Raw genomic sequence first — 25,295 nt, 5'->3', positions numbered from 1 at the left:
AACCGCGCCGGGGACCGACGGTGAGCGGCGATGAGCGTCTCCCCGGTGTGCCCCCGCTGCGGCGAGCCGCTGATGGTGAAGTCCGGCTCCACGGCCGAGGGCTGGTGCCACCTGCACGCCGCGGTCACCCCGCTGCACCACACGGCGGTGGTGGCGCACGACGCCATCACCGCGGTCTGCGCCGACGCCCAGGTGCCGGCCTGGGTGCCCGACCCGATGCCGCCGGGCTGGTCGGTCACCGGCCTGGCCTGGGGCGGCGAACCGGGCGCCCGGGCCATCGTGGTCGCCTGCGCCGGGCCCGGGCCGCTCGGCGAGGCGGCGGAGCTGGTGCTGGTCGCCGAGGAGCCGGGCACCGGCCTGGGCTGCGGCTACGCGGGGCTGCCCGGCGTCGACCCGGGCGAGCTGATCGACGGTCCGTCCGCGGCGGCGGTCCGCGCCGCCGGTCAGCGCGCGCCGCTGTGGACCGTGCCCACCAGGGACGACCGGGCCGCGTTCGTCGGCGAGGCCTACGGGGTGTGGCTGTGGCTGGTGACCTGGCCGGCGTCGGCCGCCTGGCTGCTGGCCGAGGACCCGGCGCTGCTGGACCTGCGCGAGCGGGTGTACCCCGACCTCCCGCTGGGTCCACCGACCGGGCGGCTGCTCCCCGGGCACTGATTCCCGGGCGCCGATTCCCCCGGCCCTCCGGCGTGGCGACTGGTGCTGCCCGTGGGGCTGCTGTTACGCATGGGGTGCGGTCCAGCAGGCCGTGGTGGAGTCATGCCGTCGTCCGTGGTCCGCGGACGCCGTGGCCTGCCTGCTGACCGATGGGAGGAACGGTGCGACCGTGCTGAAGAAGGTGCTCACCTGGGTGGCCATCGCCTTCGTCGTCTTCTACGTGATCCAGCGGCCGGAGGACGCGGCCGGCATCGTGCGCAGCGCGGGCGGGGCGCTGAGTGACGCGGCGCAGTCGCTGTCGGCCTTCGTGGGCTCGCTGGTCTGAGCCGGGGCGTGTCCGGCCCGCGACGGCCCCGCTGGGGCAAGGACGCCGAGAAGTACCTGCTCGCCGACGAGCCGCCGGTGATCGCCACCCGCCGGCACCCGGCGGTGCTGGTGCGCCCCTACGTGCGGGGGATCCCCGCGCTGGTCGTCGGCGTCTGGCTGCTGCAACTCGACCCGGACAACCAGGTGAGCACGGTGCTCGGCCTGGCCGTGGCCGTCGGCGCGTTGAGCTACCTGGGCCTGCACACCGCCGAGTGGTGGGTGCGGCACCTGCTCGTCACCCGGCGCCGGGTGCTGCTCACCTCCGGGGTGATCATCCGCACCGTCGCCGTCATGCCGCTGCGCCGGATCACCGACCTGACCTGGAAGGAGACCTTCTGGGGGCAGATCCTCGGCTACGGCACCTTCCGGTTCGAGTCGGCCGGCCAGCAGCAGGGGCTGGACGTCGTCACCTTCATGCCGCACGCCGGGTCGCTGTACAAGCGGCTGAGCGAGCTGATGTTCGGCAGCGACACGTCCACGAACCCGGTCAGCAGCGACGAGGACGCCGACGGGTCGATGAACGCCGACGACCGCGGGGACGGCGGCGCTCCCGAGCAGCACCTGCCCCCACCGATGACCTCCGGGCGGCGGCACGACACCGAGCCGATCCCGCGGGTGCGCAGCGGCCGTCGCAGCCCGGCCCCTGAGTGAGCACCGGCCTCCGGTCGCCCGCCGCCGCGCCGGGTGCGGCAGGCTGACGGCGTGCTCATCGACCTGCACACCCACTCCGCGGTGTCCGACGGCACCGACAGCCCCGCGACGCTGGTCGCCACCGCGGCCGCGGCCGGCCTCGACGTCATCGCCCTCACCGACCACGACACCACCGCCGGCTGGCAGCCGGCGGCGGCCGCCCGGCCGACCGGGCTCACGATCGTGCCGGGGATGGAGCTGTCCTGCCGGTGGTTCCCGGCCGACGAGCCGCCGATGAGCGTGCACCTGCTGGCCTACCTGTTCGACCCGCAGCACCCCGGCTTCGCCGCCGAGCGCGTGCGGCTGCGGGAGGAGCGGCTCGGGCGCGCCGAGCGGATCGTCGGCAACCTGGCCGCGGCCGGCTACCCGATCACCTGGGACGTCGTGGTGGCCCGCAGCGCCGGCGGGGTGGTCGGCCGGCCGCACATCGCCGGCGCGCTGGTGGAGGCCGGGGTCGTCGACTCGGTCGACCAGGCCTTCGCCACCGTGCTGAACCACCGCAGCCCGCACTACGTGACCAAGGCCGACACCGACGTGCTCGACGGTATCGCCCTGGTCCGCGCGGCCGGCGGGGTGCCGGTCTTCGCCCACGGACTCGCCACCTCCCGCGGCCGGGTCGTCGACGACGCCGCGCTCACGACGATGACCGACGCCGGGCTGCTGGGCCTGGAGGTCGACCACCCCGACCACACCCCCGAGCAGCGCGAGCACCTGCGCGCCCTGGCCGGCGACCTGGGGTTGATCCGCACCGGGTCCAGCGACTACCACGGCACCAACAAGCTCACCCCGATCGCGGCCTGCACCACCGACCCCGACCAGTACGAGGCGATCGTGGCCGCGGGCACCGGGAGCACCGTCGTCGGCGACTGAGGCTGTCGGTGCCGCGGGATAGCGTGACCGTCGTGCAGATGGAGATGCCGGGCATGCCCAAGCGGCTGTTCGCCTGCACGCCGAGCAAGCTCGCCACCTTCGCCGACTGCCCGCGCCGCTACCGGTTCGCCTACGTCGAGCGGCCCAGCCCGCCCAAGGGCCCGCCGTGGGCGCACAACACCGTCGGCTCGGCGGTGCACGCGGCGCTGCGGAGCTGGTGGGAGCTGCCGATCGAGAAGCGGACCACCGCCGCGGTCCGCCAGCTGCTGTACGGCGCCTGGTCGCCCACCGGCTTCCGCGACGACGAGCAGTCGCACCGCTGGCGCGCCAAGGCCGCGACCTGGCTGACCGACTACGTCGCCGGGCTCGACCCGGCCGACGAACCGGCCGGCACCGAGCGCACGGTGGGGACGACGACCCCCGCGCTGGCGCTGTCCGGCCGCGTCGACCGGATCGACCGGCGCGGCGACGAGCTGGTCGTCGTCGACTACAAGACCGGGCGGGTGCCCAGCACGGAGGACGAGGCCCGCGGCTCCCCGGCGCTGGCCGCCTACGTGCTCGGCGTGCGTCGCACGCTGCGCCGGCCGTGCAGCCGGGTCGAGCTGCACCACCTGCCCAGCGGCACGGTCGCCGCCTTCGAGCACACCGATCGCTCGCTGGCCAACCACGTGCGCCGCGCCGAGGACATCGCGGCCGACATCGCGACGGCCACCGAGGCGGTCGAGGCCGGGCAGAGCCCCGACGAGGCGTTCCCGGCGGTCACCGGGCGGCAGTGCAGCTGGTGCGACTTCCGGCCCAGCTGTCCGGTCGGCCGGGCCGCCGTCCCCGCGCGCGAGTCGTGGAGCTTCCTCCCCGAGGAGCCGGCGGCCGACTGACCGGCGGATCACAGACCGCGGGCCACCAGCGAGACCGCCAGCGCCACCATGACCACGGCGATCAGGCCGTCGAGCACCCGCCAGGCGGCCGGCCGGGCGAACAGCGGGCGCAGCAGGCGCGCCCCGTAGCCCAGGCCGGTGAACCAGACCACCGAGCCCAGCGCCGCGCCGGCGGCGAACCACCAGCGCTGCTCGGACCAGGTGCTGGCCAGCGAGCCGAGCAGCACCACGGTGTCCAGGTAGACGTGTGGGTTGAGCCAGGTCAGCGCCAGGCAGGTGGTGACGGCGGCGGCCAGCGACCCGCGGGCGCCGCCGTCGGCGGGCAGCAGCACGGCCGGGCGGAGTGCCCGGCGAGCGGCCAGCAGCCCGTACCCGAGCAGGAAGGCCGCGCCCGCGAGGCACACGACGGTCAGCAGCTCCGGCACCCGGGTCACCAGCGCCCCGGCGCCCGCGGTGCCGGCCGCGATCAGCACGACGTCGGACAGCAGGCAGACGGCGACCACCGCCGCGACGTGCTCGGCGCGCAGCCCCTGGCGCAGCACGAAGGCGTTCTGCGCGCCGATCGCGATGATCAGGGACAGGCCGAGTCCGAGCCCGGAGGCGGCGGCGAGGGCGGCGGTGGGCACGTCCGGAGACGCTAGGCGGCCGATGGATGCAGTTCCGCTCACGTCTCTACGGGAGCGACAGTTGCTCTAATGATCGGGTGGATCTCGACCTGGGCCAGCTACGGGCTCTCGAGGCGACGGTCGCGGCCGGCAGCCTGGACGCGGCCGCCCGCGTCCTGCACGTCACGCCGAGCGCGGTCAGCCAGCGGCTCAAGGCCCTGGAGACGGCGACCGGCCGGGTGCTGCTGGTGCGCAGCCGGCCGGTGCGGGTGACGCCGTCCGGCGAGGCGGTGCTGCGCCTGGCCCGCCAGGTGGGGCTGCTCGCCGCCGAGACCGCCCGCGAGCTGGGTGCCGATCGCGGCCCGCTGGTCCTGTCGATCGCGGTCAATGCCGACTCGCTGGCCACCTGGGTGCTGCCCGCGCTGGCCCCGCTGGCCGGGGAGGTCGCCTTCGATCTGCGCCGGGAGGACCAGGAGCACACCAGCGCGCTGCTGCGCGACGGGTCGGTCACGGCCGCCGTCACCGCCGACGCCGACCCGGTTCCCGGCTGCACGGTCACCCGGCTCGGGGCGATGCGCTACCGGCCGATGGCGACCGCCCCCGTCGTCGCCCGCTGGTTCCCGGACGGCGTGAGCGCGGCCGCGCTGGCGCGGGCGCCGGTCGTCGTCTTCGACCGCCGGGACGACCTGCAGCACCGCTACCTGCGGTCCCGTGGCGTGGACCCGGACGACGTCCCGGCGCACTTCGTCCCGTCGTCCACCGACTACGTCGAGGCCGTGCGGCTGGGCTTCGGCTGGGGCATGGTCCCGCGGCAGCAGGAGCCGCCGGGCGAGCTGGTCGCCCTGGACGACGCCGGCGCGGTCGAGGTGCTCCTGCACTGGCAGCAGTGGAAGCTGCGCTCCCCGGCGCTGGACCGGGTGGCCGATGCCGTGCTGACCGCCGCGCGCCGCGCGCTGGACCAGACCGTCGCGGCCTGACTGCGGCAGACTCCGGGGATGCTCGCGCTGATCGCGGTGGTCGTCGTCACGGTGGTGCTCGCCGCGGGAGTCGCCGCGGTGCCAGCCGCGCGCCGCTCCGACGGCCGGACGGCGGACGTGCTTCGCTGGGTGGCGCCGCTCCTCGCGGCGCTGGGCGGCGCCGTGCTGATCCGGGACACCTGGCTCGACGCCACCCCGTTCGTGTACGCGGCGCTCGGGCTGCCGGTGGTGGTGCTCCTGGTTCCCGTGCTCCTCGCCCGGTCCCGCTGGGTGCGCCTCGCCTCGACGGCTGCGGCCACGGCCGTGCTGGCCTGGGCAGTCGTGTGGGGCCTCGGCGGCGGGCTGGTGCTGCTCCCGGCAGTCATCGTGGAGTTCGTCGCCGCCGCGCTGACCCCGTGGCGCAGGACCCTCGCCGCTCGCTGAGCAGCCGGAGCCCCGGCGACCCGGGATCGGTCAGGCAGCGAGCGGCTCGGCGACCCGCTCGCGAGCAGCGCGCACGATCGGCGACTCACGCACCCGGGCCGGCACCGCCAGCGCCGTCTGGCGGAAGGCACGCACCGCGGCGGTCGCCGCGGCGTCGGTGAGCCCGAAGCCGGGCAGGCCGTAGAGCCGGCGGGCCCACTGCGGGAGCGTCGCGGCACCCAGGCTGGCCAGGGTGCTCCACGCCGGGCGGGCCGGGGTGAACAGCTGCACCCAGCCGGGCATCGGTGGCAGGAGGACGAACCGGGAGGCGGTGCGCGCGGCGGGGGTGACCGCCAGCCGGGGCCGCGTGCGGTCCAGGTAGGCGGCCAGCTCCGCGGCGGTGGCCGGGACGTCGTCGGGCTCGCAGCCGATCAGCACGGCCGCCACCACCTGCTCGGCGACGTAGCGATCGGCCTCGGCGTCGGTCAGCGGTACCCCGGCGCGCCGGGCGGTGGACAGCAGCGAGTCGACCTCGCAGCAGTGCACCCACAGCAGCAGGTCGGCGTCGTCGACGGAGTAGGCGCGCCCGGTGGTCTCCTCCACCGACGACTTGCCGCGGTGCATGCCGCGGACCCGGCGCACGGCGCGCAGCGCGTCCCGGCGGGTGCCGAACGTCAGGGTGGCGACGTACTCCGCGGTCCGGGTCAGCCGGGCCCACGGCTCGCTGCCGAACGCCTCGGAGAACTGGTGGACGCCGTCCATCGCCACCGGGTGCAGCGCCTGGAGCAGCAGCGCCCGGATGCCGCCCACGGAGAACGCGGGGTCGGCGTGGATCCGCCAGCTGATGCTGTCCGGGCCGAAGAACCCGAGCCTGTCCTCCTCCGCGGTGAACTCGCGCAGGGACGGCGTCGGCCTCATCGCGCCGCCTCGTGGTCGCCGGTCGCGGGCACGTCGGCCGAGCGGGCGGCGGCGGTGGAGGCGGCCGGGTCGGCCAGGAAGTCCAGCAGCACGGCGAGCGTGCGGGCCGGGTTCTCGATGGCGGGGGAGTGCACCGCCTGCGGGATGACCTCGTGCCGGGCGCCCAGCCGCGCGGCCATCTCCGCCTGTGCCGCCGGGCGCCACGCGTCGTCGGCGATGCCGTGCGCGACCAGGACCGGCACCCCGGTGGCGGCCAGCTCGGCCACCCGATCGGGCTCGCCGAGCATCGCGTCGGCCATGCCGCGCAGCCCGGCGGCGCTGTTGGACAGGAACCGGCGGGTGAGGAACTCACGCGTCGGGGCGGGGACCGCCTGCGCCCGCGGGTCGGTCATCGCCAGCTGCTCCAGCGTGTCGCTGACCAGCTGCACGCCACCGGCGTCCAGCAGCGGGGCGAGGTGGTCCAGCAGCTCCGCGCGCGGACCGGTCAGCGCGGCCGGGCCGCTGCCGAGCAGCGTCAGCGAGGCGAACAGCGCCGGGTCGGCGAGCACGGCGGCGCGGGCCACGATGCCGCCGAAGCTGTGCCCCAGCAGGTGCACCGGGCGGCCGTCGCGCTCCTGCAGCTGGCGGGCCACGGCGACGACGTCGGCGGCGAGCTCGGGCACGGCGTAGGCCGCCGGGTCGTCGGGGCCGGGGGACTCGTACTGCCCGCGCTGGTCGATCGCGACCGTGCGCAGGCCGGCGTCGGCCAGCGGCGTCAGCAGCGGTGCGAAGTCCTCCTTGCTGCCGGTGTAGCCGGCCACCAGCAGCACGGTGGCGCGGGCGTCCCGGTCGGCGCCGGTGTCCAGCCCGGCGATCGGGCCGGCGCCACCGCGGAAGGCGATCGGGCGGGCGTCGTGCACGGCGAGCTGGCGGAGGTCGTGGGGAGCGACGTGCTCGGAGCCACCTGGCAGGACCATGACCCCGAGTGTGCACCGCACCGCCGACAGGTGGCGGAACCGGCTCAGCGGAAGGCGCGGACCTCACCCGGGGTGGCGAGGACGACGGTCGGCCCCACGACGGTGGCGCGGCCGCCCGTGGGCAGCTCGCCCGTCACCGTCGACCGCTCCAGCTCGGCGCCGTCGGCCAGGGAACGGCGGACGAACGCGCCGTCCTCGGGCACCAGCACCTCGCCGACCGGGGCGCTGCCCACCGCCGCGGGCAGCCCCAGCGCCGGCCCGCTCCAGCGGGTGGCGCCGGTCGCCTGGTCCAGGGCGACGACCGTGCCGCGGGCCCACAGCAGGGCGACGTCCTCGACGCCGGCCTGCAGCAGCGGCTCGGCACGCGCGTCGGCGCCCGCGGGCAGGGAGGGGAGCTCGATCGTCCGCAGCGTGGCGCCGTCGGCCGGGGCGAGCACGGTCACCGTGTCCCCGACCACGACGCCGACCAGCCGGTCGGCGCCGGTCAGGCGCGCGGTCGCCGTCCCGGTGTCCAGCTCGCGGGTCCAGGTGAGGTCCCCGGCCATGCCGTCGTAGAGCAGCACCTGCAGCGGAGCGCCCGCACCGCAGCGCTGGAGCACGGCGACGCCGGTGCTCCCGGCGGCGGCGTCGACGAACCGGCACCCGTCGGCGGGGGAGACCCGCCAGCGGGTGTTGTCGCCGGTGGGGTCGATGGTGACGATCCCCGTGGGGCTGCTGGCCAGGAGCACCTGCTCGGTGCTGGTCAGGTCGACGTCGGTGCGGAAGCGCACGTTGCGGTACCAGGCGCGCTCCCCGGTCGCCGCGGTCAGCCCGGTGAGCTCGTTGCACCGGCCGGTGGTGCGGAAGGCGACGATCACGAGACCGTCGACGGCGGTGGCGTCGCACAGCCGGGCGTTGGACCGCCGGTAGTGCCAGGCCTCCTCGCCGGTGGCCGGGTCGACCATGGCGACGCCGTGCTCGTCGGTGACCAGGACCCGTCCGCTCTCCACCACCCGGCCGCGCAGGTCACCGTCGGTCGGTGCCGACCAGGCCGCGGTCAGCGCCCCGGCCGGCGCCTCGTCGGCGACGGAGGCGGGAGGAGCGGTCGTCGAGGAGGTCGCCGCGACGTCGGAGGTCAGCCACAGCGACACGGCGACGGCGGCCACCACGAGGGCGGCCGCCGTCCACACCCACACCCGCAGCGGCGGGCGAGGACGGAGACGACGGCCGCGTGCGGTCATCCGGCGGCGGGCTCGCTGCCGCCGGCCGAGCCGGTGTCGGCCGCGCCGCCACCGCTGCGCCCCGACCCGCTGCGCCCCGCGCCACCACGGCGACGACGCCGGCGCTTGGGCGCGCCGCCGTCACCGGCGGTCGATGCGGTCGCGGTGGCCGCGCCCTCGCTGCCGCCGCCCTCGCTGCCGCCGGCCTCGGCCGCGGCCGGCCCGTCGGTGCCGAGTGCGGCTGCCGCGCCGGCGGCCGCCGCGCCGCTGCCCCGGGTGCGCCGGCGCGGGCGGCTCTTGCTGGGGCCGGCGGTCGGCTCGGCGTCCTCACGACCGGGGCCGGAGTGGTTGCCGCTGGAGCCGCGCCCGGTGCCGGTGCCGGAACCGGCACCGGTGCGCTGGCGCTTGCCCGTCTCGCCGAGGTCCTCGAGGGTCTCGGCGCCCAGGCCCTCGCGGGTGCGCTGGGAGCGGGGGAGCCGGCCGGTGGCCGTCGTCGGCACGTCGAGGTCGGTGTAGACCCACGGCGACGTGGAGTACGTCTCCGGCGGGTCGGCGAAGTCGAGGTCCAGTGCCTTGTTGATCAGCTGCCAGCGCGGGATGTCGTCCCAGTCGACCAGGGTGACGGCGACGCCGGTGCTCCCCGCACGGCCGGTGCGGCCGATCCGGTGCACGTAGGTCTTCTCGTCCTCGGGGCACTGGTAGTTGACGACGTGGCTCACGCCGGTGACGTCGATGCCGCGGGCGGCGACATCGGTGGCGACCAGCACGTCGACCTTGCCGGCGCGGAAGGCCCGCAGCGCCTGCTCGCGGGCGCCCTGGCCGAGGTCACCGTGCACCGCGGCCGCGGCGAACCCGCGGTCGACCAGCTCGTCGGCGACCTTCTGCGCGGTCCGCTTGGTGCGGCAGAAGACCATCACCAGGCCGCGGTCGCGGGACTGCAGCACCCGGGACAGCAGCTCGGGCTTGTCCAGGTTGTGCGCCCGGTAGATGAACTGGGTGGTCTGCGGGACCGTCGAGCCCTCGTCGTTGCCGTGCGCCCGGATGTGCGTGGGCTGGGTCATGAACGACCGCGACAGGGTGACGATCGGGCCGGGCATCGTCGCGGAGAACAGCATCGTCTGCCGCTTCTCCGGGACCATCGCCAGGATGCGCTCGATGTCGGGCAGGAAGCCCAGGTCGAGCATCTCGTCGGCCTCGTCGAGGACCAGGCCGCGGACCTTGCCCAGGATCAGGTGGCCCTGCTGTGCCAGGTCCAGCAGCCGGCCGGGGGTGCCGACGACGACCTCGACGCCGGCCTGCAGCGCGGCGACCTGCGGCTCGAAGGCGCGGCCGCCGTAGATGGCCTGCACCCGGACGCCGCGCTTGGCGCCCGCAGCGGCCAGGTCACGGGAGACCTGGACGCACAGCTCGCGGGTGGGGACGACGACCAGGGCCTGCGGGACGCCGTCGGCGCCCTCGGCCGGCGGGGTGACCCGCTGCAGCAGCGGGACGCCGAAGCCCAGCGTCTTGCCGGTGCCGGTGCGGGCCTGCCCGATGAGGTCGTTGCCGGCCAGGGCCAGCGGGAGCGTCAGCTCCTGGATGGCGAAGGTGCGGGTGATGCCGACCTCGGCGAGCGCGGCGACGATGTCGGGGTGGACGTCGAAGTCGCTGAACAGCGGGCTGTCGCTGGCGACGGGAGCGCCGCCCAGCTCCTCGACCTGCTGCTCGAGCTCCTCGGGGGCGGGCGCGCCGGACTCGGCGTGCTCCAGCTCCGGAGCGGTGGGGTCGGTGCTGGCGGTGGGGGTGTTCTCGGTGGAGGTCAGTTCTCTCGCCTCGGTCTGGTGGGGGACCTCGGCGTCGTGGTGCGGCCCCGTCTCGGGGCGCCGCCGGCGACGCACGTCGGTCCCGGTCGGTTCCGGGATTGGTGATCCAGCGCCGACGTGGCCAGTTCGACCGGGCGTCGAGTGCAGACTGCCCGGGAGAGCTCCGCGAGGAGCGTCATCCAGCGGTCATCAGCGCACACGGAATTGCATTGCGGTCGTGCTCTGTGCGGAACGGACCTGGCGGTCCGCGCATTCCATCCTAACCTGCGGCAGCCCGTTAACCTGCCGGTGCGCCGTTGCGACACCGTCGGGACCACCCGGCGGGGGCAGGCGGACGGCGACGGGAGGCGGCGCGGAGTGGGTGCCGAGGTGCGCGTGCTGGACGTCGAGGTGCAGCGGCGGGCGGTGGTGGAGCTGCTCGGCGTGCTCTCCTACGCGGAGCTGACCGCCTTCGACCGGCTGGCCGAGGACGCCCGGATGGCGCCGACCCTCGCCGGCCGCGCGGCGCTGGCCCGGATGGCGGCCGCGGAGATCGCCCACCACGACCGGCTCTCCGCCCGGCTGGTCGAGCTGGGCGTCGACCCGGCCGACGCGATGGCCCCGTTCGTCGCGGCGCTGGACGGCTTCCACGACCAGACGCGGGCCGGCAGCTGGCTGGAGGGACTGGTCAAGGCGCACGTCGGCGACGGGCTGGCCACCGACTTCTACCGGGAGGTCGCCACGTTCCTGCCGCAGCCCGACCGCGGGCTGGTCGAGGAGGTGCTCGCCGACACCGGGCACGCCGACTTCGCCGTCCGGGAGGTGCGGGCGGCCATCGCGGCCGACCCCACTCAGGCCGGGCGGCTGGCCCTGTGGGCCCGCCGGCTGGTGGGTGAGGCGCTCACCCAGTCGCAGGCGGTGATCGCCGAGCACGACGACCTCGCCGACCTGATGATGACCGGCACCGGCGACCTGGCCGGGGTGGGCAAGCTGCTGCAGCGGCTCACGGCTGCACACGGGGTGCGCATGAAGGCGCTGGGACTCAACCCCTGACCGACGCCGAGGGGGCGCCACCGCGGCTGCGGTGACGCCCCCTGGGGAGCTGATGGAACGGCTCCGGTGCAGGGGCCCGCGACGCGCGACAGCGAGTCGTGGGGGGCACCGGGGTCCTTCGTCAGCCGGCGATGAAGCCCACCCGGCGCTGGTCGGCCTCGGCGATCTCGACGTAGGCGATCTTGGACGTCGGGACGACGACGCGGCGACCGCGCTCGTCGACCAGCGTCAGCAGACCGTCGTCGGCCGCCATGGCCTTCGAGACCTCCGTCGCGATCTCGTCGGGGGTCTTCGGGCTGTCGATGACCAGCTCGCGGGGGGAGTGTTGGACACCGATCTTGACTTCCACGTGGAGATGCCTCCTCAGGTCTGGCTGCTGCCGACCACGCTAGTGCAGCCGCCGTGGGCCAGCCGGTCCGGCGGATGCGCCGTCAGCGAACGACGGTGCCCGACGTCACTGCCCGTCGCCGTCGTCGCGGCGGGGGAAGCCGGAGATGCCGCGCCACATCAGCCGCGAGATCAGCGAGACCGACTCCTCCCGGGACAGCGAACCCTTGCCGGCCAGCCACCAGCGGGCGCTGCTCTCGGCCGACCCGATGAGTCCCGAGGCCAGCAGCAGGGCCCGCTCGCGGTCGACCCCGGTGTCGTCGGCGATGACCTCGGCGACGGCGTCGATGCACAGCTGCGCGCTCCGGTCGACGACGCGCCGGACGTCGGGGTCGTTGCGCAGGTCGGACTCGAAGACGAGCCGGAACGCCTCGCCCTCGGTGTCGATGAAGCCGAAGTAGGCGCCCACCACGCCGTCCACCCGCATCCGGTTGTCCTCGGTGGTGGCCAGCGCCTCCCGGACCCGGTCGGTGAGCACGTCGACCTGCTGCTCCAGCAGCGCCAGGTAGAGCTCGCGCTTGCCGGGGAAGTGCTGGTAGAGCACCGGCTTGCTGACGCCGGCGCGGTCGGCGATGTCGTCCATCGCGGCGGCGTGGAAACCCTGGGCGACGAAGACGTCCTGGGCGGCGCGCAGCAGCTGCAGCCGGCGGGCGCTGCGCGGCAGGCGGGCGGTCCGGCGGCCGGCCGGGGCGCGGGGGCGGGGAGGCTGGGCTGCATGGCCCGGCGAGCTTACCGGCGGGTAGTGCGGACGACGCCGTACCGGCCCACGGTCGGGCGACCCACGCCGCGCCGTCGCCCCGGTGTTCTACCGTCGATCGGGTGACCGACGCACGGCTGTCCGAGAGTCCGCTGCCCCGGCTCGCCCGGCTGCTCCCGCCGTGGTCCGGGGAGATGGTTCCGGTCACCGGCGGCGAGGTCTTCGTCCGCTCCACCCCCTGGCGGGGACCGGCCGACGATGCGCCCCGGGAGCGGGCGCTGTACGTGCACGGTCTGGGTGGGGCCTCGACCAACTGGACGGACCTGGCCGCGCTGCTCGCCGTCCGCTTCGAGGGGCACGCCCTGGACCTGCCCGGGTTCGGCCGGTCCGGGCCGCCGCGGCGCTACTCGATCGAGCGGCACGCGCAGGCCGTCATCGACGTGCTGGAGTGGGTCACGGCCCGCCCCGGTCCGGGCCAGGGGCAGCCGGTGCACCTGGTCGGCAACTCCCTCGGCGGGCTGGTCAGCGTGTGGGTGGCCACCCGTCGTCCGGACCTGGTCGCGACCCTGACGCTGATCTCCGCGGCCATGCCGGTCTACCGGGTGCCCGATGCGCTCGACCGCGCGATCACCCTCGTGCTGCTGCCGGGTGTGCCGTCCCTGGCCGAGCGGCGGCTGTCCGGGATCAGCCCGGAGGAGCGGGTGCGCGGGCTGGTGCAGACCTGCTTCGGAGACCCCAGCCGCGTCCCGCCCGAACGCCTGGAGCAGGTGGTCGAGGAGATGCGCGAACGCGACGAGCAGCCGTGGGCCGGGCAGGCGCTCACCCGCAGCCTGCGCGGCCTGATCACCTCCTACCTGCGGTTCGGCCGGGCCAACGCCTGGCGCATGGCCAGGTCGGTGCGGATGCCGGCGCTCGTGGTCACCGGCGACCGCGACCGGCTGGTCGACCCGGCGGTCGCCGGCCGCCTCGCCGAGGTGCTGCCCGACGCCCGGCTCCAGGTGCAGCCCGGCATCGGCCACCTGGCGATGATGGAGGCGCCCGAGCCCACCGCCCGGGCCGTGCTCGCCCTCGCCGAGGACGTGGCGGACCGCGCGCGGGCCGTCGGCCAGGACTCCCCGACCGCGCAGGCCTGAGCCGGACACGCGCCCGGGTCGTCGCCCGGCGGCTCTGCCGCGCAACGCGCCATCCGTGAGAACCTGGCCGCCGTGGCCAGCCCCGACGACCGTCCCGGTCGCCCCCCGGCGCGGCCGCCGCGGCCTCCCGTCCCGGCGCCCCGGTCCGCGCGCGGCGCACCGCCGGCCGGCCCCGGCGCGCGCACCGGACCGCTGGTCGCCCGCCGCGACCCGGTGCCCCGGGGCCGTCGTCCGGCGCCGCCGCCCGTCGGCCCGTTCCGCCGGCTCGTCCGCCGGTACGGCTGGCGCGCCTACGCCATCCCGGTGCTCGCCCTGGCCACCGTGATCACCCTGGCCGACGTCGCGCTCAGCGGCTCCGACCGGACGACGATGGCCGACCCGGTCGCGGCCCCGCCGGCGGTGAGCACGCCCGCCGTCGAGCCGGCGCCGGTCGACCAAGCCCCCGCCGAGGGTGAGGGTGCGCCGGTGGCGGAGCCCCCGCCGGCGGCTGCGCCGCCCACCTACGTCGAGCAGGGAGCGGGCACCGTCTCGGTGGTCGACGGCAGCTCGCAGGTCTACGGCACCGGGCCGCTGGAACGCTTCGTCGTCGAGGTCGAGGACGGCATCGGGGTGGACGGCGCACAGTTCGCCGCCGCCGTCGAGGGCATCCTCGGCGACCCGCGCTCCTGGGGCGCCGGTGGGCAGCGGTCCTTCCAGCGGGTCGGGGCGACCGAGGCCGACGCCGGTGGCTACGACTTCCGGGTCAGCCTGGTCAGCCCGGGGAGCATGGAGACCTACTGCCCCGGGGTCGGCACCGGTGGCTACACCTCCTGCCGGTACGGCGAGCGCGCCGTGATCAACCTGGCCCGGTGGGAGACCGCCGTCCCCGACTACGGCGGCGACATCGCCACCTACCGGCAGTACGTGGTCAACCACGAGGTCGGGCACGCGCTCGGCAACGGCCACCAGCCCTGCCCCGGACCGGGGCAGCTCGCCCCGGTCATGCAGCAGCAGACGCTCGGGCTGCAGGGCTGCGTCAAGAACGCCTGGCCCTACCCGTAGGCGGCCTCCGGCCGCCATCGCGGCCAGGTGCCGTGCCCCTGGTGCGTTGAGCCGCTGCCAGCAGCGCCGCCGGGGACCTTCCGGGCCCCGCGCCGGCTCCGCTGAGGCGGCTGACGCCGCCGTTCTCCGTGACGTCGCGATCCTCCGGATCGCATCGCGGCCAGGTGCCGTGCCCCTGGTGCGTTGAGCCGTTCCCAGCGGCCCCGCCGGGGACCCTCCGGGCCCCGCGTCGACTCCGCTGAGGCGGCTGACGCCGCCGTTCTCCGTGACATCGCGATCCTCCGGATCGCCCCGCCGTCAGGTTCCGTCCCCCGGCTGCGCCGAGCCATGGTCCGTACCCAGGCGCCTCCGGCTGCCGCTGCTGTGGAGCAGGTGGCTGGACGACAGCTGTGCGAGGGTCTGGTGACATGAGGCCGCGTGTCCTGTGGCTGGGCGCGACAGCAGGAGTGCTGTGGGTCGCCACGGCCGTTCTCTCGGTGACCCACGACGGGAACGGGTCACCGGTCGGTCAGGGCCTCGTGCTGCTCATGGCCATCGCCGCGACGACGGCGTCCGTCACGGCCGCCCGACGAGGTCCCGGAGCGGCGGGACGCCCCGCGGACGACGGTGCCACCCCGGTGCGGTCGAGTGCCGCGGTGCCACGCGAGCGCGAGGTGGACGAGGGTGCCGACCGGCGGTTCCGGGTGATCGCGTACGCGGTCGTGGCCAGTGCCTTCATCGGGGTCGCGGTGGTGATGGTGATCAGGACCGCGGTAGCCGGCGGCGGAGTCGCCATCGGGGCACCACTCCTCCTGGTCCCCGGCGTCGTCTTCGCCGGACTGGCCGGCCACTGGTGGAGCAAGCCGCCGTTCGAGGACGACCGGTGACGGCGGCCGTCCCGGTCAGTGGGATCGGGTTCGGGACCGGGATTACCGGCCCGTTTCAGGCTGTTGCGCAGTCCAGGACGCCGGCCCGGCCGGACAGCCCTGACGAACACAGCCGTGTGAGGAGCGCCCCGTGCAGTTGCCACCCCTGGTGGAGCCCGCCGACGACCTGTCGATCGACGAGGTCCGCCGCTACAGCCGCCACCTGATCATCCCCGACGTCGGGATGGACGGGCAGAAGCGGCTCAAGAACGCCAAGGTGCTCGCCGTGGGCGCCGGTGGCCTCGGCTCGCCGGTGCTGATGTACCTGGCCGCGGCCGGCGTCGGGACCCTGGGCATCGTCGAGTTCGACACCGTCGACGAGTCCAACCTGCAGCGCCAGATCATCCACGGGCAGTCCGACGTCGGTCGGTCCAAGGCGCAGAGCGCCGCCGACTCGATCCGGGAGATCAACCCCTACGTCGACGTCCGGCTGCACGAGACGCGGCTGGACAACGAGAACGTGCTGGAGATCTTCAGCCAGTACGACCTGATCGTCGACGGCACCGACAACTTCGCCACGCGGTACCTGGTCAACGACGCCGCCGTGCTGCTGGACAAGCCGTACGTGTGGGGCTCGATCTACCGGTTCGACGGCCAGGTCTCGGTCTTCTGGAACGAGCACGGGCCCAACTACCGCGACCTGTACCCGGTGCCGCCGCCGCCGGGCATGGTCCCCAGCTGCGCCGAGGGTGGCGTGCTCGGTGTGCTGTGCGCCACCGTCGGCGCCATCCAGGCGACCGAGGCGATCAAGCTGATCACGGGCATCGGCGAGACGCTGCTCGGCCGGCTGATGGTCTACGACGCCCTGGAGATGACCTTCCGCACCATCAAGGTGCGCAAGGACCCGGAGGGTGAGCCGATCACCGGCCTCATCGACTACGAGAGCTTCTGCGGCGTCGTCTCCGAGGAGGCGCAGGAGGCCGCGGCCGGCTCGACGATCACCGTCGACGAGCTCAAGGACATGATGGACGCCGGCAAGGACTTCGAGCTGATCGACGTCCGCGAGCCCAACGAGTACGAGATCGTCTCGATCCCGGGCGCGAAGCTCATCCCCAAGGACGAGATCCTCTCCGGCCGGGCGCTGTCCCAGCTGCCCAACGACAAGCCGATCGTGCTGCACTGCAAGACCGGGGTGCGCTCCGCCGAGGCGCTGGCCGCGGTGAAGAACGCCGGCTTCAAGGACGCCGTCCACGTGCAGGGCGGCGTCACCTCGTGGGCCACGCGGATCGACAAGACGCTCCCCACGTACTGACGGACGACGAGGGCCCCGCTCCACCCAGGAGCGGGGCCCTCGTGCTGTCTACTGGCGGCATGCCCGAGTCCAGCCACGCCGACCTGCTGCTGCTCTTCCAGCGGGCCCAGGCGCAGTTCACCGACCGGGTCGACGCCGTCGAACCGGGGGAGTGGGACGCTCCCGCGCTGCCCGAGTGGAGCGTCGCCGACCTGGTCGCCCACCTGACCAGCGAGCAGCTGTGGGTGCCGCCACTGCTGGCCGGCGAGCCGCTCGACGACGTCGCCCCGCGCATCCCCACCGACACCGACGCGCTGGTCGGCACCGACCCGCTCACCGCCTGGGAGACCGCGGCCGACGGCGCGCTGGCGGCGTGGGCCGACCCCGCCGCACTCGACCGCACGGTGCAGCTGTCCGCCGGCCCGGCCAGCGCCGCCGTCTACCTCACCGAGATGACCGCGGACCTCACCGTCCACGCGTGGGACCTCGCCCGCGCGGTCGGCGGGGACACCCACCTCGACCCGGAGCTCGCCGCCGCCGCGTTCCGGTACGCCGAGGCCCACCTCGGCGACGACGGGCAGCCCGGCCTGTTCGCCGCGCCCGTCGAGCCACCGCCCGGCGCAGACCTGCAGACCCGGCTGCTGGCCCGGTTCGGACGTCGCTCCTGAGGGTGGGTCGCGGGCCTGTCGGGCCCGATGGCGCCGGTCACGCACCTAGGCTCCGTCGTCGAACAGCCGAGCCGGAGGTCCGCACCCATGAGCCAGCCACCCCAGGGGCCACCGCCCCACGACGCGCAGCCCACCGGGCAGTCACCGTGGGGGCCGCAGCCGGGCACCGGCTGGGGGATCCCACCGGTTGGCCAGCAGCCCGCGGGGGCGCGTGGGGCCCGGCGGCCGGGCCGTCCGGCGGTTGGGGCGCCCCCGGACAGGGGGCTGCCCCCGGGCACCGCAGCCGGACCGGAAGCGCACGGTGGTCATCACCGCCGCCGCCGTGGTGGCGCTGCTGGCCGGGCTCGCCGTCGGCCTGGTGCTGTGGCTGGGGAGCGACGGGGACGAGCCGTCCACCTCACTGGCTGCCCCCTCGACCGACGCCTCGACCTCCGCCTCCCGGCCGGCGCCCCCGTCGACGGCACCGGACACCGGCGGTTTCACCGCGGCCCCGTCCGTCGGGATCGAGGAGTTCCTCGCCACGCTGCCCGCCGACTTCACCGACTGCGGTGAGGCCGACCTGATCGGGGACGGCGACGTCGCCGCGGCCGCCTGCGGGCCGGCGTCGAGCCGGCCCGGACCGACCGACGCGACCTTCCTCCGCTACCCCGACGTGGACACCCTCGACGACGTCTTCGCCGCCGACGTCACCGGGCTGGGCCTCGAGGAGTGGGGTGCTGCGACCGACTGCACCGAGGACGGCTACGGCGAGTGGGTGCGGGGCGACGCGGTCGGCGGGCTGCTCGCCTGCGGGCTGACCGACGGCACCGCGTTCGTCTACTGGACCGACGACGAGTTCCTCACCGAGGGCGTGGTGAGCGCACCGGGGGAGTCCCAGGACGACGTCGTCGCGCTGTACGAGTGGTGGGTCGAGAACAGCGACTTCGTGGGCTGAGCCGGTGGCGTCCGCGGGGGAGGAGCGGTCGGCCGCCGACGTCGACGAGGCGGTCTTCGACGCCGTGGAGGCCATCCCACCGGGCCGGGTGAGCACCTACGGGGCCATCGGCCGGCTGGTCGGTGTCGGTCCGCGGCGGGTGGCCCGCGCGCTGTCGGCCGGCGGCGGGGCGGTGCCCTGGCACCGGGTCGTGCGCGCCGACGGCACCCCGGCCGAGCCGGTGCGGGTGCGCCAGCTCGCCCTGCTGGCCGCCGAGGGCGTGCCGCTGCGCGGCATCCGGGTCGACCTCGCCGCCGTCGGCTGGCCCGAGGAGCCCTGAGTCCGCGGAACCGTCGGTGGGTCGTGTTCTCATCGAGGGGTGCGGGGGGACAGCGGGGCGATCGGGTCGACGGCGGAGCCGGTCTACCGGCTGGTGCAGCCCGAGGTCGCGCCGGTCGTCCGCCCGCGGCTCGACCCGACCCAGCAGGCGGTCGTCGACCACCCGGGCGGGCCGCTGCTGGTGCTGGCCGGCCCCGGCACCGGGAAGACGACGACGATCGTGGAGGCAGTCGCCACCCGCATCGAGGCCGGCGCCGACCCCGAACGCCTGCTGGTGCTCACCTTCAGCCGCAAGGCCGCCGGTGAGCTGCGCACCCGGATCACCGCCCGGGTCGGGCGCACCATCCGTGAGCCGGTGGCGCGGACCTTCCACTCCTACGCCTTCGGGGTGCTGCGCCGGGCCGCCGTGCTGCGCGGCGAGCCCGCCCCCCGGCTGCTGACCGCGGCCGAGCAGGACGCGGTCGTCGCCGAGCTCCTCGCCGGTGACGTCGCCGAGGACGGCGTGCGCTGGCCCGACGAGCTCGCCGCGGCCCTGCAGACCACCGGCTTCCGGGAGGAGCTGCGCGAGCTGCTGCTGCGGGCCACCGAACGCGGCATCGACCCCGACCGGCTGGCCGCCTGGGGCCGGGACCGCGGGCTGCCGCACTGGGTGGCCGCCGCCCGCTTCGCCGACCAGTACGCCGGGGTGTCCGCCTTCGCGACGGCGGCCCGCGGCGGCGCCAGCGGCTACGACCCGGCCGAGCTGGTGCGCACCGCGATCGACGAGCTGCGCGCCGACCCCGACCTGCTGCGCACCGAGCGCGAGCGGGCGCGCTGGCTGTTCGTCGACGAGTACCAGGACACCGACCCGGCGCAGGTGGACCTGGTCGAGCTGCTGTCCGGTGGCGGCGGCGACCTGGTCGTCGTCGGCGACCCCGACCAGGCCATCTACGCCTTCCGCGGCGCCGAACCGCGCGGCATCGTCGAGTTCCCCACCCGCTTCCGGCACCGGGACGGCCGCCCCGCCGACCGGCTGTCCCTCGGCGTCTGCCGTCGCTCGGGGGCCGAGCTGCTCGCGGTCAGCCGCCGGGTCGCCGAAGGGCTGCCCGGCCCCTGGGAGCACCGCCGCCTGACCCCGGGTGACGCGGCTGCACCGGGTGAGGCGCAGGTGCACGTCTTCGACTCCCCGGCCACCGAGGCGGCGTTCCTCGCCGACACGCTCCGCCGGGCCCACCTGCTCGACGGCGTGCCCTGGTCGCAGATGGCGGTGGTGGTCCGCTCGGCGGCGACCGGGCTCGCGCCGGTGCGCCGCGCGCTGTCCCAGGCCGGGGTCCCGGTCGCCGTCTCCGCCGACGACGTCGCGCTCGCCGCGCAGCCGGCGGTCCAGCCGTTCCTGGCCGCTCTCGGTGCCCTCCTGCCGGCGCCGTCCCCGGCCGGCGGCGAACCGGGCGAGGCCGGGTTCGACGAGCCGGGCGCGGAGGCCCTGCTCGCCTCGCCGCTGGGCGGGGCGACCGTGCTCGACCTGCGCCGGCTGCGCCGCGCGGCCCGGCGGGCCCTGGTCGACCGCCCGGACGACGGTGGCCTGCGGGGTGCGCCGCTGGCCGCGGTGCTCGCCGACGCGACGCTGCTGGACGTGCTGCCCGAGCACGTGGCCCGCCCGGCGGCCCGGGTCGCGCGGGTGCTCTCGGCCGGCCGGTTCGCACTGGCCACCGACGGCTCGGCCGAGGACGTGCTGTGGGCGATGTGGCAGGCCAGCGGGCTCGGTCACCGCTGGGCCCGGGCGAGCGCGGCGGGCGGGCCGACCGGCGCGGTCGCCGACCGCGACCTCGACGCGGTGGTCTCCCTCTTCGACGCCGCCGCGGCCTTCGTCGACCGGCTGCCGCACGCCGGGGTGGCCGCCTTCGTGGCCCACCTGGGTGCCCAGCAGCTGCCCGGTGACAGCGGCGCGGCCCGCGCGCCGGCGGGGGAGACGGTCCGGCTGCTCACCGCGCACGCCAGCAAGGGCCTGGAGTGGGACGTCGTCTGCGTCGCCGGGGTGCAGGAGGGCGTGTGGCCGGACCTGCGCACCCGGGCCAGCCTGCTCGGCGCCGAGGACCTGGTGGACGCCGCGGGGGGCACCGACCCGGAGAACCTCGACCGCCGCACGCTCGCCCTCGCCGAGGAGCGGCGGCTGTTCTACGTGGCCTGCACCCGGGCCCGGCGGCGATTGCTGGTCACCGCCGTCGACGGCGCGCTGGACGGCGGGGACGCCGGGGCCGCGGCGTCGCGCTTCCTGGACCTGGTCGCCCCGCCACCGGCCGGCGGCGACGGCACCCGGCCGCACACCCCGCTGCCCCGCCAGCTCACCCTCCCGGCGCTGGTCGCCGAGCTGCGTCGGCACCTCACCGACCCGCACACCCCGTCGCCGCGCCGGTCCAGCGCCGGAGCGGTGCTGCGCCGGCTGGCCGAGGAACGCGTGCCCGGCGCCGACCCGGTCGGCTGGTGGGGCCTGGCGCCGCTGTCGGACGACGCGCCCCTGGTCGACCCCGCCGACGTCGTCCCGGTGCGTCCCTCGGCGATCGACACCTTCCAGCGCTGCCCGCTGCGGTGGGTGCTCGGCGCGGTCGGTGCGGAGGCGGCCCCGGAGGCCACCCGCACGGTCGGGTCGGCGGTGCACGACGTCGCCCAGCGGGTGGCCGAGGGCCTGCCCCCGGCCGAGGCCCCGGCGGTGCTCGACGCCGAGCTCGACGGGCTGGACCTCGGGCCGGGCTGGTTCGACCAGCGGCAGCGCGACCGCGCCCAGGAGATGCTGACCAAGTTCCTCGCCTGGCACGCGAAGGGCGACCGCGAACTGGTCGCCGCGGAGGAGGACTTCGACGTCGTCGTCGGCCGGGCCCGGCTGCGGGGGCAGGTCGACCGGCTGGAGCGCGACGCCGACGGCCGGCTGGTCGTCGTCGACCTGAAGACCGGCAAGACCGCGCCGCGCACCGTCGAGGAGCACGGGCAGCTGGCCGCCTACCAGGTGGCCGTCGCCGAGGGCGCCTTCGAGCAGCACGGCACGGTGAGCGGGGGAGCGGCGCTGCTGCAGGTGGGTGGCGCGCAGAAGGCCGCCAAGGAGCACGCGCAGTCGCCGTTGCCCACCGACGTCGACCCGCGCGAGACGTGGGCCGGGGAGCTGATCGCGGAGGTGGGCGAGGGCATGGGTGCCGGCACGTTCGTCGCGCGCACCGACACCGACTGCGAGCGCTGCGCGTTCCGGCGCAGCTGCCCGGTGCAGGAGTCCGGCCGGCAGGTGACGTCATGACGCAACTCGCGTTCGACCTGCCGGGGATGGGGCCGATCGGGGAGCCGGCGCTGCCGGAGCTGCTGACCCCGGCCGAGGTCGCCACCCGGTGTGGGCTGAGCTACGCGCCCTCCGACGAGCAGGCCGGGGTCGTGTCCGCACCGGTCGACCGGCCGCTGGTCGTGGTCGCCGGCGCCGGGTCGGGCAAGACCGAGACGATGGCCGCCCGGGTCGCCTGGCTGGTCGCCAACCAGCTGGTCGCCCCCGAGGCGGTGCTCGGGCTCACCTTCACCCGCAAGGCCGCCAGCGAGCTGAACGCCCGGGTGCGGCTGCGGCTGGGTGCGCTGGCCGAGCACCCCGACACCGACCCGGCGCTGCGCGAGCGGCTGTCCGTCGCGGCGCCCACCGTCGCCACCTACCACGGTTACGCGGCCGGGATCGTCGCCGAGCACGGTCTGCGGATCGGCGTGGAGCCCGGCGCCGGCGTGCTCGGCCCGGCGATGTGCTGGGGACAGGCGGCCACCGTCGTCGCCGGGCACACCGGAGACATGGCCGACGTGGCCCTGGGGCTGGTCACCACCACCGAGGACGTGCTGCAGCTGGCCGCCGAGCTCGGCGAGCACGACGTCAGCCCGGAGCGGCTGCGCGCCTGGACCGCCCGGTTCGAGGCCCAGCTGCGCGGCTACGCCGACGCCGGCCGCAAGAAGGGGCCCTACGCCGACGTGCTCGCCCTGCTGGCCCGCCAGCGGGCCCGGGTCGCGCTGCTGCCGATGGTCGAGGCGTTCGAGGCGCGCAAGCGGGCCGCGGGCGCGATCGACTACGCCGACCAGGTGGCCTACGCCGCCCGGGTGGCGGTCAGCTCCCCGGAGGTCGGCCGCCGGGAGCGGGCCCGCTGGCGGGTGGTGCTGCTCGACGAGTACCAGGACACCAGCGTCGGTCAGCTGCGCATGCTCGAAGCGCTGTTCGGCGGCCCGGGCGGGCACCCGGTGCTCGCCGTCGGCGACCCGCGGCAGTCGATCTACGGCTGGCGAGGCGCCTCGGCCGGCACCATCGAGCGGTTCGACCGCACGTTCCCCGGCACCCCGGAGCGCCCGGCCGAGCGGCTCACGCTGTCGACCAGCTGGCGCAACGACCGCGCCGTGCTCGCCATCGCCAACGCGGTCTCGGGGATGCTGCCCGAGCCCGAGCAGCCGCTGCCCGACCTCACCGCAGCCCCGGTCGCGGGCCCGGGCGCCGTGCACGTCGGGCTCTACGAGACCGTCGCCGAGGAGACCGCCGCGCTCGCCGACCGGCTCGCCGCCGAGTGGCACGGACCCCCTCACGGCCCGGCCGACCGGCGCCGCCCGACGATGGCGGTGCTGGCCCGCCGCCGCGCCCAGCTGCCCGGCATCGCCGCGGCGCTGCGCGAGCGGGGGCTGCCGGTCGAGGTGGTCGGGCTCGGCGGGCTGCTCGACGTGCCGGAGGTCTCCGACGTCGTCGCCACGCTGCGGGTGCTCGTCGACCCCACCGCCGGGGACGCGCTGGGCCGGTTGCTCACCGGCGCCCGCTGGCGGATCGGCCCGCGTGACCTCGCTGCCCTGGAGGGCCGCGCGCGGTCACTGGTGCGCGAGCGGCGGGCCGCGGCCACGGAGCCGGGTGAGGGCGCCGCCGTCCCGACCCCGGAGCTGCCCCGCGAGCGCGGCAGCATCATCGAGGCCCTCGACGACCTGGGGCGCCCGGAGGCCTACTCGGCCGAAGGGTTCCGCCGGCTGCGGCGGCTCGGCACCGAGCTGGCCACGCTGCGCGGGCGGCTGGGGGAGTCGCTGCCCGACCTGGTCGACGAGGTGGTTCGGGTGCTGGGCCTGGAGACCGAACTCGCCAGCCACCCCGACGTCACCCCCGGCCGGGCGCGCACCCACCTGGACGCGCTGCACGAGGTGGCCGCCCAGTTCTCGGAGCTCGCCGAGCTGCCCTCGCTGCCGGCGTTCCTCGGCTACCTCGCCGACGCCGAGGTCCGGGAACGCGGGCTCGAACCCGGGGAGGTCGCGGTCAACCCGGAGGCGGTGCAGCTGCTCACCGGCCACTCCGCCAAGGGCCTGGAGTGGGACGTCGTCGCCGTCCCGGGCATGACCGTGGGCCAGTTCCCCGCCAAGGGCGACGCGTCGGACTCCTGGATCCGCGACCCCGGCGCCGTCCCGGTCGACCTGCGTCTCACCGACCGCGCGGAGCTGCCCCGGCTGCACCTGCCGGTGCCCGGCTCCGGTGACCAGGCGTCGGTGCGCGACGCGCTGGCCGACTACGTCGCCGAGTGGAAGGACTTCGGGCTCGCCGAGGAGATCCGCCTCGGCTACGTGGCGGTCACCCGGGCCAAGCACCTGCTGCTGTGCTCGGGCAGCTGGTGGCGCGACGGCAAGACCGTCTGCGGCCCCTCCGTGCTGCTGCAGGCGGTCAAGGACGCCGTCGAGGCCGGCGCCGGTGTCGTCGACGCCTGGGCGGAGCCGCCTGCCGACGAGGCGGAGAACCCCGCGCTGGCCGAGTGGCCGATCGGCGTGTGGCCGGCCGACCCGCTGTCGGCGAACCGGCGCCGGGCGCTGAGTGCCGCTGCCGAGCTGGTCGCCGCGAGCAGTCCGCACCCGCTCACCGACGAGGCTCTGCAGGCCACCGACGACCCGCTGGTCGCCGACTGGCTGCGCGACGCCGACCTGCTGCTGCGGGAGCGCGCCGAGTCCTGGCGGGGCACCGTCGAGGTGCCGCTGCCCGCGCACCTGTCGGTGTCGGCGCTGGTGGCCTTGCGGCGGGACCCGGCCGAGCTGGCCCGGCGGCTGCGCCGTCCGATGCCCGCAGCGCCCGCGCCGCTGGCCCGCCGCGGCACGGCGTTCCACGCCTGGCTGGAGGAGCGGTTCGGCACCTCCCGGCTGATCGACCTCGACGAGCTGCCCGGCTCCGGGGACGCCGGGGCCGCGCCCGACGAGGCGCTGTCGGCGTTGCAGGAGGCGTTCCTGGGCAGTGAGTGGGCCGACCGGCAGCCGGTCGACGTGGAGGCGCCGTTCGAGACGCCGCTGGGGCCGCTGACGCTGCGCGGGCGGATCGACGCGGTCTACGCCACTCCGGACGGCGGCTTCGAGGTCATCGACTGGAAGACCGGCCCGGTGCCCGGAGCGGTGGAGCTGGCCGCCGCGAGCGTGCAGCTGGCTGCCTACCGGCTGGGCTGGTCGCGGCTGACCGGCGTGCCGGTGGAGCGGGTCAGCGCCGGGTTCCACCACGTCGCCGCCGGGGTCACCCTCCGCCCGGTCGACCTGCTCGACGAGGCCGGCCTGCTCGCGCTGGTCACCGGCACCGCCTGACGGCGACGGCGCCGCCGGTGTGCGCTGGATGCTCGTTTCCGGCTGGCGGACCAGCAACCAGTGCACGGCGG

The 25,295-nt window shown here is 76.1% G+C and carries 24 protein-coding genes; 17 read left to right on the top strand and 7 right to left on the bottom strand.

What is annotated here, in order from left to right:
* Window positions 1-30: 30 nt before the first annotated feature.
* From JD78_RS13260 to JD78_RS13240, 5 genes are all read left to right on the top strand, one after another.
* Window positions 31-654 carry a DUF6758 family protein gene (locus JD78_RS13260; protein WP_153361787.1) on the top strand — a complete coding sequence of 208 codons (624 nt, stop codon included), beginning with the start codon at window positions 31-33 and terminating at the stop codon, window positions 652-654.
* Window positions 655-823: 169 nt separating this feature from the next.
* Window positions 824-979 (top strand): hypothetical protein, encoded by a 156-nt coding sequence (locus JD78_RS13255; protein ID WP_166521171.1) that lies wholly within the window; start codon window positions 824-826, stop codon window positions 977-979.
* 8 nt (window positions 980-987) lie between these two features.
* Window positions 988-1,671, top strand: a complete 684-nt coding sequence (locus JD78_RS13250) for a PH domain-containing protein (protein WP_153361786.1) — start codon at window positions 988-990, stop codon at window positions 1,669-1,671.
* Between the two features lie 51 nt (window positions 1,672-1,722).
* Window positions 1,723-2,580, top strand: a complete 858-nt coding sequence (locus JD78_RS13245) for a PHP domain-containing protein (protein ID WP_153361785.1) — start codon at window positions 1,723-1,725, stop codon at window positions 2,578-2,580.
* 23 nt (window positions 2,581-2,603) lie between these two features.
* Window positions 2,604-3,455: a RecB family exonuclease gene (locus tag JD78_RS13240; RefSeq protein ID WP_228395338.1), complete on the top strand. Its 852-nt coding sequence runs from the start codon at window positions 2,604-2,606 to the stop codon at window positions 3,453-3,455.
* An 8-nt stretch (window positions 3,456-3,463) separates the two neighbouring features.
* Here the strand turns inward: JD78_RS13240 and JD78_RS13235 are convergent, their stop codons facing one another.
* The gene (locus tag JD78_RS13235; protein ID WP_153361784.1) at window positions 3,464-4,081 is read right to left on the bottom strand and encodes a LysE/ArgO family amino acid transporter; all 618 of its coding nucleotides are present in this window, start codon (window positions 4,079-4,081) and stop codon (window positions 3,464-3,466) included.
* A 77-nt stretch (window positions 4,082-4,158) separates the two neighbouring features.
* Between JD78_RS13235 and JD78_RS13230 the strand changes: the two genes are divergently transcribed.
* Together JD78_RS13230 and JD78_RS13225 are read left to right on the top strand one after the other, a co-directional pair.
* On the top strand, window positions 4,159-5,037 hold the full coding sequence (locus JD78_RS13230; protein WP_194290533.1) for a LysR family transcriptional regulator ArgP: 879 nt from the start codon (window positions 4,159-4,161) through the stop codon (window positions 5,035-5,037).
* A gap of 18 nt (window positions 5,038-5,055) precedes the next feature.
* On the top strand, window positions 5,056-5,460 hold the full coding sequence (locus JD78_RS13225) for a hypothetical protein (RefSeq protein ID WP_153361782.1): 405 nt from the start codon (window positions 5,056-5,058) through the stop codon (window positions 5,458-5,460).
* Between the two features lie 30 nt (window positions 5,461-5,490).
* On the opposite strand, the gene JD78_RS13220 is transcribed toward JD78_RS13225, so the two are convergent.
* Genes JD78_RS13220 through JD78_RS13205 form a run of 4 tightly spaced genes read right to left on the bottom strand, consistent with a single transcriptional unit; the run spans window position 5,491 to window position 10,389 of the window.
* On the bottom strand, window positions 5,491-6,357 hold the full coding sequence (locus JD78_RS13220) for an oxygenase MpaB family protein (RefSeq protein WP_153361781.1): 867 nt from the start codon (window positions 6,355-6,357) through the stop codon (window positions 5,491-5,493).
* Window positions 6,354-7,313, bottom strand: a complete 960-nt coding sequence (locus tag JD78_RS13215; protein ID WP_153361780.1) for an alpha/beta fold hydrolase — start codon at window positions 7,311-7,313, stop codon at window positions 6,354-6,356. The genes JD78_RS13220 and JD78_RS13215 overlap by 4 nt, the downstream gene beginning before the upstream one ends.
* A 44-nt stretch (window positions 7,314-7,357) precedes the next feature.
* A complete protein-coding gene (locus tag JD78_RS22615) occupies window positions 7,358-8,533 on the bottom strand; it encodes an outer membrane protein assembly factor BamB family protein (protein ID WP_153361779.1) in 1,176 nt (391 codons plus the stop codon).
* A complete protein-coding gene (locus JD78_RS13205; RefSeq protein ID WP_228395337.1) occupies window positions 8,530-10,389 on the bottom strand; it encodes a DEAD/DEAH box helicase in 1,860 nt (619 codons plus the stop codon). Before JD78_RS13205 ends, JD78_RS22615 begins: the two co-directional genes overlap by 4 nt.
* Before the next feature lie 282 nt (window positions 10,390-10,671).
* Between JD78_RS13205 and JD78_RS13200 the strand changes: the two genes are divergently transcribed.
* Window positions 10,672-11,346, top strand: coding sequence for a ferritin-like fold-containing protein (locus tag JD78_RS13200; protein WP_243731043.1), 675 nt, complete (start codon window positions 10,672-10,674; stop codon window positions 11,344-11,346).
* 121 nt (window positions 11,347-11,467) lie between these two features.
* Here JD78_RS13200 and JD78_RS13195 read toward each other — a convergent pair whose 3' ends face one another.
* On the bottom strand, window positions 11,468-11,695 hold the full coding sequence (locus tag JD78_RS13195; RefSeq protein ID WP_153361778.1) for a DUF3107 domain-containing protein: 228 nt from the start codon (window positions 11,693-11,695) through the stop codon (window positions 11,468-11,470).
* Between the two features lie 105 nt (window positions 11,696-11,800).
* Window positions 11,801-12,367 carry a TetR/AcrR family transcriptional regulator gene (locus tag JD78_RS13190; RefSeq protein WP_279526875.1) on the bottom strand — a complete coding sequence of 189 codons (567 nt, stop codon included), beginning with the start codon at window positions 12,365-12,367 and terminating at the stop codon, window positions 11,801-11,803.
* 185 nt (window positions 12,368-12,552) lie between these two features.
* Between JD78_RS13190 and JD78_RS13185 the strand changes: the two genes are divergently transcribed.
* The 9 genes from JD78_RS13185 to JD78_RS13145 all read left to right on the top strand — a co-directional run bounded on the left by JD78_RS13185 (window position 12,553) and on the right by JD78_RS13145 (window position 25,224).
* Window positions 12,553-13,563 carry an alpha/beta fold hydrolase gene (locus JD78_RS13185; RefSeq protein WP_153361776.1) on the top strand — a complete coding sequence of 337 codons (1,011 nt, stop codon included), beginning with the start codon at window positions 12,553-12,555 and terminating at the stop codon, window positions 13,561-13,563.
* A gap of 72 nt (window positions 13,564-13,635) precedes the next feature.
* Window positions 13,636-14,604 (top strand): DUF3152 domain-containing protein, encoded by a 969-nt coding sequence (locus JD78_RS13180; RefSeq protein ID WP_153361775.1) that lies wholly within the window; start codon window positions 13,636-13,638, stop codon window positions 14,602-14,604.
* A 635-nt stretch (window positions 14,605-15,239) separates the two neighbouring features.
* The gene (locus JD78_RS13175) at window positions 15,240-15,470 is read left to right on the top strand and encodes a hypothetical protein (protein WP_153361774.1); all 231 of its coding nucleotides are present in this window, start codon (window positions 15,240-15,242) and stop codon (window positions 15,468-15,470) included.
* A gap of 130 nt (window positions 15,471-15,600) precedes the next feature.
* Complete coding sequence (gene moeZ, locus JD78_RS13170) at window positions 15,601-16,761, top strand: adenylyltransferase/sulfurtransferase MoeZ (RefSeq protein ID WP_153361773.1); 1,161 nt, start codon at window positions 15,601-15,603, stop codon at window positions 16,759-16,761.
* A 59-nt stretch (window positions 16,762-16,820) separates the two neighbouring features.
* A complete protein-coding gene (locus JD78_RS13165; RefSeq protein WP_153361772.1) occupies window positions 16,821-17,408 on the top strand; it encodes a TIGR03086 family metal-binding protein in 588 nt (195 codons plus the stop codon).
* Window positions 17,409-17,709: 301 nt separating this feature from the next.
* Entirely contained in the window at window positions 17,710-18,342 is a 633-nt protein-coding gene (locus tag JD78_RS13160) for a hypothetical protein (RefSeq protein WP_153361771.1), read from the top strand.
* Window positions 18,343-18,346: 4 nt separating this feature from the next.
* Window positions 18,347-18,661: an MGMT family protein gene (locus JD78_RS13155; RefSeq protein WP_153361770.1), complete on the top strand. Its 315-nt coding sequence runs from the start codon at window positions 18,347-18,349 to the stop codon at window positions 18,659-18,661.
* A gap of 39 nt (window positions 18,662-18,700) precedes the next feature.
* Window positions 18,701-21,922, top strand: coding sequence for an ATP-dependent helicase (locus JD78_RS13150; RefSeq protein ID WP_228395335.1), 3,222 nt, complete (start codon window positions 18,701-18,703; stop codon window positions 21,920-21,922).
* Window positions 21,919-25,224, top strand: a complete 3,306-nt coding sequence (locus JD78_RS13145; protein WP_153361769.1) for an ATP-dependent helicase — start codon at window positions 21,919-21,921, stop codon at window positions 25,222-25,224. The genes JD78_RS13150 and JD78_RS13145 overlap by 4 nt, the downstream gene beginning before the upstream one ends.
* The last annotated feature ends 71 nt before the right edge of the window (window positions 25,225-25,295 follow it).

It is taken from the genome of Modestobacter roseus (genome assembly GCF_007994135.1).
In the GTDB taxonomy this organism is placed as follows: domain Bacteria; phylum Actinomycetota; class Actinomycetes; order Mycobacteriales; family Geodermatophilaceae; genus Modestobacter; species Modestobacter roseus.
This window is presented reverse-complemented; position numbering and strand designations above follow the sequence as displayed.

Excerpts from the sequence above, each read along its gene's own strand:
- JD78_RS22615 (WP_153361779.1), bottom strand. The coding sequence starts at position 8,533 with ATGACCGCACGCGGCCGTCGTCTCCGTCCTCGCCCGCCGCTGCGGGTG.
- JD78_RS13145 (WP_153361769.1), top strand. The coding sequence starts at position 21,919 with ATGACGCAACTCGCGTTCGACCTGCCGGGGATGGGGCCGATCGGGGAG.
- JD78_RS13165 (WP_153361772.1), top strand. The coding sequence starts at position 16,821 with ATGCCCGAGTCCAGCCACGCCGACCTGCTGCTGCTCTTCCAGCGGGCC.
- JD78_RS13215 (WP_153361780.1), bottom strand. The coding sequence starts at position 7,313 with ATGGTCCTGCCAGGTGGCTCCGAGCACGTCGCTCCCCACGACCTCCGC.
- JD78_RS13225 (WP_153361782.1), top strand. The coding sequence starts at position 5,056 with ATGCTCGCGCTGATCGCGGTGGTCGTCGTCACGGTGGTGCTCGCCGCG.
- JD78_RS13220 (WP_153361781.1), bottom strand. The coding sequence starts at position 6,357 with ATGAGGCCGACGCCGTCCCTGCGCGAGTTCACCGCGGAGGAGGACAGG.
- JD78_RS13260 (WP_153361787.1), top strand. The coding sequence starts at position 31 with ATGAGCGTCTCCCCGGTGTGCCCCCGCTGCGGCGAGCCGCTGATGGTG.